The sequence below is a fragment of the Hansschlegelia beijingensis genome (assembly GCF_045505405.1).
GTDB classification, from domain to species: domain Bacteria; phylum Pseudomonadota; class Alphaproteobacteria; order Rhizobiales; family Methylopilaceae; genus Methylopila; species Methylopila beijingensis_A.
In genome coordinates this window covers 1-8,085 of the sequence record NZ_JBJKEX010000119.1, presented here as the reverse complement: position 1 = coordinate 8,085, position 8,085 = coordinate 1, and the positions used below count along the sequence as shown (strand labels likewise).

Annotated in this window: 7 protein-coding genes and 3 pseudogenes; 4 read left to right on the top strand and 6 right to left on the bottom strand. The window is 65.1% G+C overall.

Annotated features, from left to right (window positions below; genetic code table 11):
• Positions 1 to 126: 126 nt before the first annotated feature.
• Positions 127 to 861: pseudogene (locus tag ACIKT0_RS09485) on the top strand (IS110 family RNA-guided transposase); the annotation flags it as partial.
• Between the two features lie 264 nt (positions 862 to 1,125).
• Positions 1,126 to 1,844: pseudogene (locus ACIKT0_RS09480) on the top strand (SOS response-associated peptidase).
• Positions 1,845 to 1,850: 6 nt separating this feature from the next.
• On the opposite strand, the gene ACIKT0_RS09475 reads toward ACIKT0_RS09480, so the two are convergent.
• From ACIKT0_RS09475 to ACIKT0_RS09460, 4 genes are all read right to left on the bottom strand, one after another.
• Entirely contained in the window at positions 1,851 to 3,182 is a 1,332-nt protein-coding gene (locus tag ACIKT0_RS09475; RefSeq protein WP_407105110.1) for a hypothetical protein, read from the bottom strand.
• 144 nt (positions 3,183 to 3,326) lie between these two features.
• Positions 3,327 to 3,701 (bottom strand): thermonuclease family protein, encoded by a 375-nt coding sequence (locus ACIKT0_RS09470; protein WP_407105109.1) that lies wholly within the window; start codon positions 3,699 to 3,701, stop codon positions 3,327 to 3,329.
• Positions 3,702 to 4,432: 731 nt separating this feature from the next.
• Complete coding sequence (locus ACIKT0_RS09465) at positions 4,433 to 4,630, bottom strand: hypothetical protein (RefSeq protein ID WP_407105107.1); 198 nt, start codon at positions 4,628 to 4,630, stop codon at positions 4,433 to 4,435.
• Positions 4,631 to 4,766: 136 nt separating this feature from the next.
• Complete coding sequence (locus tag ACIKT0_RS09460; RefSeq protein WP_407105106.1) at positions 4,767 to 4,943, bottom strand: hypothetical protein; 177 nt, start codon at positions 4,941 to 4,943, stop codon at positions 4,767 to 4,769.
• A gap of 339 nt (positions 4,944 to 5,282) precedes the next feature.
• Between ACIKT0_RS09460 and ACIKT0_RS09455 the strand changes: the two genes are divergently transcribed.
• The gene (locus ACIKT0_RS09455) at positions 5,283 to 5,606 is read left to right on the top strand and encodes a hypothetical protein (protein ID WP_407105105.1); all 324 of its coding nucleotides are present in this window, start codon (positions 5,283 to 5,285) and stop codon (positions 5,604 to 5,606) included.
• A 12-nt stretch (positions 5,607 to 5,618) separates the two neighbouring features.
• Here the strand turns inward: ACIKT0_RS09455 and ACIKT0_RS09450 are convergent, their stop codons facing one another.
• Positions 5,619 to 5,963 (bottom strand): hypothetical protein, encoded by a 345-nt coding sequence (locus tag ACIKT0_RS09450; protein ID WP_407105104.1) that lies wholly within the window; start codon positions 5,961 to 5,963, stop codon positions 5,619 to 5,621.
• A 230-nt stretch (positions 5,964 to 6,193) separates the two neighbouring features.
• Here ACIKT0_RS09450 and ACIKT0_RS09445 point away from each other — a divergent pair, with 230 nt between their 5' ends.
• Positions 6,194 to 7,747: an ISL3 family transposase gene (locus ACIKT0_RS09445; protein ID WP_407105103.1), complete on the top strand. Its 1,554-nt coding sequence runs from the start codon at positions 6,194 to 6,196 to the stop codon at positions 7,745 to 7,747.
• A 23-nt stretch (positions 7,748 to 7,770) separates the two neighbouring features.
• Here ACIKT0_RS09445 and ACIKT0_RS09440 read toward each other — a convergent pair.
• Positions 7,771 to 8,085: pseudogene (locus ACIKT0_RS09440) on the bottom strand (hypothetical protein); the annotation flags it as partial.

Sequence of the window (8,085 nt, the reverse complement as noted above, 5' to 3'; positions counted from 1 at the left end):
CTCGTGCTCCAGCACCATCCGCACCGCGCGAGCGCGCACCTCAGGCGAAAACTTGTTCGTCGTCTTGCTCGTCATCGCTCCATCCTACTCAGGAGTTGGAGCCTCCGGGAATCCCGGAGCGGTTCAGAGGCCGTGACGAGGCCGAGCATGCGGTTCGTGCCCGTGAAGTCGAAGGAGCGGCAGGCTGCCTGCATGCTGATGACTGTGCGGGAGCGCCTCGTCAGCGTGAAGTCGCAGCTCTCCAACGCCTTCAGGAGCTATGCGGCGGAGTTCGGCATTATTGGCCCCGCCGGCCGGCAGAACGTCAACGCGCTGATCAAGCGAGTGCTTGAAGATGAAGCGCTCCCCGAGATGGCGCGGGATCTCTTCCGCTTCCAGGCGCAGGAGTACGCTGCGGTCGAGGCTCGCCTTAATGAGATCGAGGCCAAGCTGATGAAGTGGCATCGAGAGGATGAGGTTAGTCGACGGATCGCGACGATCCCCGGCGTCGGGCCTATCGGATCAACTATGCTGAGCATGAAGGCTCCGCCCCCGGAGATCTTCAGGTCAGGTCGTGACTTCGCAGCTTGGTTGGGCCTGACGCCTAAGGATCATCCGACAGGCGGACGCCAGAGGCATGGCGGCATCACGAAGGCCGGTGACTCGGCGCTCCGCTCGACGCTCATAGTGGGTGCCACCGCCTTGTTGAGGCACGTCCGAAAGGGACGACATAAGCCCACGCCATGGCTTGCGGCGCTGCTCGAGCGCAAGCCACCCAAGCTGGTGGCGGTGGCGCTCGCCAACAAGTTCGCGCGCATCGCCTGGCGCTTGATGATGACGGGCGGCATCTACAGCCGGCCGGTGGTCCCAATGCCCACCTGATACGAGATCGGCGCCGACGGGCGAGGTTGCTCGGCGGAAAGCCCATGAACTTGCAGGACGCAGTAGATGGAATGGCCGGTCGGTCGATACGCGCGAGATTCCGAAGGTTACACCGGCACTCACAATGCCGCCGATGTGCTTGGAGCGTGCGTAGCGAACACCATCTTGGCCAGCGGTCTCTTTCCGCGCAAACAGGCCGGACATCTGAGAGCAAGCGATCAGGTCAGAAAGTCTGCTACATCCTGACAAGTGGGGGCCGTCCACATCTGCAACCTCTACAGCGTCACCAAGGGCCAGACGGCGATCCGGGAGCTGACCAAGGCTCTCGTGGACCGCACCGGCAACCTGCCGCCCATGCCCGGGATCTTCCCCGACTATCCGGCGCCGATCGTCCGCAACTCGGATGAGGGCCGGGAGCTCGCGCTCGCGCGCTGGGGCATGCCGTCCTCCAGCCGCGCCATCTTCGAGGCGACGAAGAAGCGCGCCGCGGCGTTGGAGAAGAAGGGGCAGCCCATAGACTTCCAGGCGCTGCTGAAGGCCGAGCCGGACATCGGCACGACCAACATCCGCAACGTCGCGTCGCAGCACTGGCGGCGCTGGCTTGGGCCTGCGAACCGGTGCTCGTTCCGATGACGTCCTTTTCCGAGTATGAGCGCGGGCCCGACGGCAAGATGCGGCCGGTGTGGTTCGCGCTCGACGAAAGCCGGCCGCTCTGCGTGTTCGCCGGACTCTGGACGAACTGGAGCTGCGTCCGGAAGAAGTCAGAGGGCGAGGTCACCTGCGACGTCTACGGGTTCCTCACGACGGAACCGAACGCGGTGGTCGCGCCAATCCACCCGAAGGCCATGCCGGTGATCCTCACCACGCCGGAGGAGATCGACGTCTGGGTGCGTGCCCCTTGGGATGAGGCGAAGGCGCTGCAGCGGCCGCTTCCGGATGATGCGCTGGTGATCGTCGCGCGCGGGGAGAAGCAGGACGGGTAGTCCGCATCACCTTCTTCCAAGGAGGCGGTCGAGCACTCCAGCTGGGGGCTGTCGGTTCGCCGGCGAGTAATGGTCGCCAAGCAGCGCCGCAACTTGGGCTTGGATGGCTGCAAGCTCGCTCTGAAGACGGCGTAGCTGTTTCGGCGACATCCGGCCAATCTCGATCTCTCCAAGAGCACTCTTGGCTTTAACCAATTGCTTTATCGCGCGATGAGGAGCGTTGCCCTCTCGGTGCTCCGTTCTGATCTTGTCCATGATCTCAAAGAGATGGGCAGCCACGGTCGCAGGCTCGTCGCGGCGATCGACCAGATACTCTTCGATAGCCGAGAGGACTTCGGGCGATAGTGATGATCCTTCGGCAGCCAATCCGCCGATCCTGGCCTCCGCAGCGAAACGCCGAAGCGTCTCCTCGGGCAGCCCCTCCGGAACAGGCTCTGCGAATGGAAAGTAGCGGTCCACTGGAGCCTGGATGGCGGTGCGCCCAGCTATGAACGCGAACGCAGCCACTTGCCACGTCGATCTGAGCTTCGGATCCAAGTCGGCAAGCTGTCGCCTCAGACCCTTGAAGAGCGCCTCTTCCTGCGCGATCTCGCCGAAGGCCCCCGGCGTCCCTCGGTGACTCAGGTACCGCTCCGCGAGGGCGAGCTCAGCGACCTCGGCACGCATGTCAGCTTCGGACGCGAAGCGGTAGGCGTCGAGCACCTCGCGCACGGGAAGGTTCAAAACTTCCACTTGTCGGCGGAGCTTGATCCTACGGTTGATCCATCCGTAAGCGAGCTTCACGTCCGGCGCCATTTGAAGGGCGGCTTCGAGGAACTCGAAATCGGCTTCAGTCGCGCTATCCGGGAGAAGCACTGCTGAGACGCTACTGAAACCAGCGAAACGCTCGCGGTCCCCGGCAAGGAGCTCCCGCATCGCCGCTAGTCGTCGGTTGCCATTGATGACCACGCCGTCAGACGAGATCAGCAGCGGCTCCGTTTGCGTCGCATACCGCTCGAGCTCTTGAAAAACGGGTCCCGCGGGACTGCGCGCTTTCTCAACCAGGAGGGCGTGAAGAAGAGCCTGCGTGGCGGGCTCGGCCTCGGCGTTCTTCAGGTTCTCAGCGCTCGTTCCTCTTTGCCGAGCGGACTCCTCGATTTCCGCTACAAGGCGGCCGTTCGCGACCCGGTAGAGCAGGGAGGTGGCCGCGACCCTAATCACTGGAAGGTCGAGGTATGAGCCGCGGAAGAGTGTCAGCTGCCGGCCAACCGCGGGGGCGGCGCGTATGAGGTCGAGCCTCTCCTCCTTATGTGAAAGCGACATCATCGCTGCGGCACCGCCGCTCGAGTCCGACTGCATTATGAGCCCTTCCTGTGGTCCGCTAGGAACTGGGTTCAGCTTACGGTGTTCAAAGCGTGGCGCGGCGAGTCAGGCTCTCCAACTTCGCGCAGCGCTTCCCCGCATCGCCGGGACTCGGCCCTCCGCACGCCTGATTCGTGCCTCCTACCCTCCGCACCACTCCGGCCTGTTCTCTCGTCGCATCTTGCCGCCGATCTTGGGCCATAGCTTGGCGTGACCCTCAGCGACGAGCTGCGCACCGACGTCCTTTCCGTCCACGTAGACCAGCACGATCGGCCGCCGCCATCGGTCGCGCTCGCCTGTGTCCACGACGCGGGCGCCTCTGGCGATGATCGCCGCCAGTCTGTCGCGCGCAGCCTCGGCCCGGAACAGCTCGAGCGGGCACTTCGCCTTGGCGAGTTCGGGCGCGTCGATCGGGCCGGCCTCCGAGCGGAGGCGGATTCGTTCGCCGGCGACGACGACGGTATCCCCGTCCACCACGCGGGTCTCCGAGACCGAGCGCGCATAGTCACCGAACACGCCCGGCGGATCCTGTGCGAGGGCAGGGGATGCGAGCAATGCGAGGGCGAGGAGAACGCGGAGCACGGTTGATACTTTCCGGAAAATGGAGGCGCTTTCTGGCGCTCCGAAGTGTCAGCACCCGTTGATAAGTCACAGGAACCTACCGGCCTGTCACGCCGGAGGCCGCGGGTTCGAGTCCCGTCACTCCCGCCATTTTTTCTCTAGAGGTTGGACAGAACCTCTAGAGCGCCGTCCCGGCTTCCGGGACCGGCGCATTCTGAACTTCCTCCCTCATATGCTTTCCGTCTCGACGTTCCACGCCCTTGCGGCGCGGCTCCGCGAGGGCGGAACTCGATCGTCGGTCGCCTCTCCACCGGGACGCGGCGAGGGCGACCCCCGATGCGCGATTCGGCTTCTCCGCCGTGGGAGCGCAGCGGTCGCTCAAGTCCGCCAGCGGCGCATGTCCTGCAAACGCCGCCGCCCCGAATCGCCAGTCCCAAAAGCGCGCGCCTCGCGGAAGGCTTCGGGAGCGAACCCCTTCGTGAATGGTCGCCGAGGGCTAGCCGCTCGTCTCGTCCCGCCGATCACCAAGGCGAGGCTCGGTTGGCCTCTATCAGAGCGGCAGGGAAGGGCAGGGCCGCAGGAAGCGGCTCGAAGCCTCACGCTGGGTGCTGACGTCCGCGAGGCGCCCGTTCCCGGGTCGCGTGGCGTCGCTGAAGAAGATAGCTCAGCAGCCCTCCGGGGCCGCCTCACGCGCCATCCGGCTCACCGTGCAGCTGGGCCTCGAGTCGGTCGGCGTGATCGTCGGCTTGCACGGCCATCCGCTCGATGATGTCGGCGTCGGCGCGCATCGCGGCGGCGACCGCCCGGTGTCGCCGCGCCGCGCCCCGTTCCCTGTCGATCTCCGCCCGCAGCCGCGCCCGCTCATCGTCCGTCAGGGATGTCACGACCGCGTATCCTCATGGCGCCGACCCGTGCGCGCAGTATCCATCGGTGTTTCAGGATGGCACAAGTTCCTAGGAACTTCGCCATCTGCGATCTGGCGGAATCCGCGCGGGGCGCCCCGTCAGTCGGGCGCGGCGCTCAGTCGTCGGACGCCATCGAGCAAATCACCACCGTGCCGACCGTCAGGTAGACGAAACTCACGACGAGGAGGACGGTGATCTCGTCGTCGACCCCATAGGTCAGCGAGACCCAGTGGAGCGCGCTCAGGGTAAGGATCAGGCCGAGAATGAACACGGCTACGATCTTCACCATCATCGCTCTCCCGACCGCTCCGCCCACGCACTCCGGGCCACGGCGTACGTCCCCGCCGCCAACGGATAGCGGGTGTGGGCCGAACCATCCACCCAGCCCGCGCGCCGGCCCTCTCATGCCAGGAGCGCCGACGGACGCCGCAAGAGCGGGACTTGGCTGAAGGCGCCCGCGTCGATACAGGATCGAGCGCCTTTCAGCATTTAGTATGGGGGCGATCAAATGTTTATTGCTTGCGATTCTCCCGACGTGCCGCTCAATGAGCATTCCTTACTGTCTCAGTTTGAGCCTCCGTCGAGTTTTCTTGGCGGATTGGTTCGCACCTCAAGACTTCGAGATCCCTCCATGTGCGAGAGCGTGTCGGGCGTGTACTCCGCAACCTACTGGTTGCTGGCCGGCATGGAGGAGATCAAGCTTGGCTCCGTGTTCCTCAGAGCGACCAACGCCGAGGATGCCCTGAGCGAGGCTGGTCGCCGGAACGCCTCCGACGTCGCGAACTATGTTTCGGTTTCCTGTGACGGCGAGGAGGTGGCGGCGTCTCATCTGGCGAGCCCGGCCGTCCCCTCGGATCCTGATCGTGGCGACGCGGGGGCGAAGCCGCAGGCGCTTGACCTCTATCGCATGCTGGGCCTGAGCAAGGACGGCTTGGAGCCGGTCCCCGCGAGCTGACCGTCGACTGCTCTACGCCCCGCGATAGGTCAGCGCGCCCTCCCAGAAGGTCTGTCGATACTTCTTGAACAGGGGCCGCCAACCCATGCGGTCGTCGGCCAGATCGCTCGCGATCTCCGAGAAGTAGTAGTTGCAAGCGTCCCGGGCGACGCTCAGCTGTTTCCGCGATTCAAAGTTCTTCAGCTTGAGGCGCCGTCGGATCCTCGCGACGTCATTGGTTATGTGGCGTTTGGTGATTTCCTCGCTTTCGTCATGAATGTTGACGAAATCGTTTATCTCGAAACCGTATCGCTCATAAAGCGCGTCGAAATACTCCCACCTACTGTAATAAATCTGGAAGGGAGCGCTCACGAACATGGGCCAGTAGTCCGGAGCGAGCAGAGATATGCCGAAGACCTTCTTGTGTCCTTCGGACAGAACGCTCCTGGTCGCCAGTCATTCGGGATCTTGTAGTACAGGCATGCTCCGGGGCGCATCAGCGCGCTGAGATTGGCCAACATGTGATCCGGCGTGGAATTTTGGGTCTGACTCAATCTCGATGAAGTTGGGTGTTGGCCTTCGCCTCTGCATTGCGGAGGAGGACCGCTATGGCCTTTGGCCTTCGAACGAACGCGTTGGCGCCGGCCGGGCTTATCGTGGACCGGGTGAAGGTTGAAGCAGAGGCCATCGAGGTTTGCGCCCGATCGCCGGCGGCGATCGCTCGGTGTCCCCACTGCTCCTCGCCGGCGCGGCGGATCCATAGCCGCTATGTTCGTCATGTCGCGGACCTGCCGTTCGGAGGGCGTCCCGTTCGGCTACACCTGACGGCGCGACGGTTCGTCTGTGAGCAAGCGCGTTGCCCGCGCCGGATCTTCGGCGAGCCCTTCGCCGGTGTCCTTGGGCATGTAGCGCGCCGGGTCGAACGGCTGGAGGCTGTCGTCCATCATCTCGGCTTAGCGCTCGGCGGACGGCCGGGAGCAGGCCTCGCCCGGCGGCTCATGCTGCCAGTCAGCAACGACACGCTCCTGAGAGTCGTGCGAAGACGAACGATGAGGCCAGACGGTCCGTTGCGCGTCGTCGGCGTTGATGACTGGGCGTTCCGCCGCAACTGTCGCTACGGATCGATCGTCGTCGATCTCGAGCGACGGCGTCCTGTCGCCCTGTTGCCCGACCGAGAGATCGCGACCGTCGCTGCATGGCTCGGCGATCATTCGGGCGTCGCTGTCGTCGCCCGTGACCGCGGAGGAGGCTATGGCGAGGCGGCAGCGCGAGCTCTCCCCAATGCCGTCCAGATCGCGGACCGTTGGCATCTGATGGAGAACGCCAGCGCCGCCTTCCTCGACGCTGTCCGCGCCGCCATGACGCCGATCCGCCGGGCGCTCGGCGCGACTCGCATCGATCCGAAGCTGCTAACGGCCGCAGAGCGGCTGCAGTACGAAGGGTATCAGCGGCGCGCGAGAGCCGACGAAGCCGTTCTCGGCATGGCGCGCGAGGGACTGTCGATCAAGGCGATCGCCCGGCGGACGGCGCTCGCGCGCGGCACGGTGCGTAGGATCCTGCGCGGCGAGCACGCCGACGCCTTCCGGACACGACAAAGCTCGCTCGACGCCTGGCTGCCGGTCCTGGACGCCGAATGGACCGAAGGCTGCGCCAACGGCGCAGAGCTGTGGCGGCGTCTTCGGCGGCGCGGCTTCCAGGGCTCTCTCCGCGTCGTGACAGAGTGGGCGACCAGACGCAGGAGGTCGGAAGCCAAAGACCTTCGCCAACTGCAACGGGCGCCGTCAGCGAAGACCATCGCCAAGGCGATGACGATCGAACGCGACCAGCTCACTAAGGGCGACGCGATCCTCGTCGCGTCGATCGAAGCGGCCGCGCCGGAACTCGCGCAGGCGCGCTTCCTGCTCGATCGCTTCCACGCCATGGTCCGGCGCAACGCTGCGCAGGAGCTCGATCCCTGGATCGCAGACGCCTCATCCAGCCTGCTCGGCTCTTTCACACGTGGCGTGATCCGGGATCGAGCCGCTGTCCGCGCGGCCCTTGTCGAGCCGTGGTCCAACGGACAGACCGAGGGCCAGATCACGAAGCTCAAGCTCATCAAGCGCCAGATGTACGGTCGCGCCAAACTCGACCTGCTCGAGGCCCGGCTCATCGGCGCCGAGTAGCGGGACGCATCATCAGAACTGCGTCAGACCCAAAGTTCAGCGCCGATTGACACGATATCCCCCGGCAGCGATTTCGGGCCGCCGAAGAGCTCTAAGTTCTTGAGGTTCTTCAGCTGGACATCCAGCGGAGGCTCGTTGGTCATCACGGTGAATTCCGTCCCGTGATGAACGGGTTCGATGAGCTCGGCCGCCGATCGAGCCTGAAGCCGGTCGGCGTCGGTTATGTTCCGGGGACTCTCGGTGGGCCGCGGCCCTGCGGCGGCCGGGAGGCTCCTGGGCCTTCCCGCGGCCGGCTGATGAATGCGCGGCGGCCGGAGCGCCGCGCATTCATCAGCCTG

Excerpts from the sequence above, each read along its gene's own strand:
- ACIKT0_RS09475 (WP_407105110.1), bottom strand. The coding sequence starts at position 3,182 with ATGCAGTCGGACTCGAGCGGCGGTGCCGCAGCGATGATGTCGCTTTCA.
- ACIKT0_RS09445 (WP_407105103.1), top strand. The coding sequence starts at position 6,194 with ATGGCCTTTGGCCTTCGAACGAACGCGTTGGCGCCGGCCGGGCTTATC.
- ACIKT0_RS09460 (WP_407105106.1), bottom strand. The coding sequence starts at position 4,943 with ATGATGGTGAAGATCGTAGCCGTGTTCATTCTCGGCCTGATCCTTACC.
- ACIKT0_RS09455 (WP_407105105.1), top strand. The coding sequence starts at position 5,283 with ATGTGCGAGAGCGTGTCGGGCGTGTACTCCGCAACCTACTGGTTGCTG.
- ACIKT0_RS09450 (WP_407105104.1), bottom strand. The coding sequence starts at position 5,963 with ATGTTCGTGAGCGCTCCCTTCCAGATTTATTACAGTAGGTGGGAGTAT.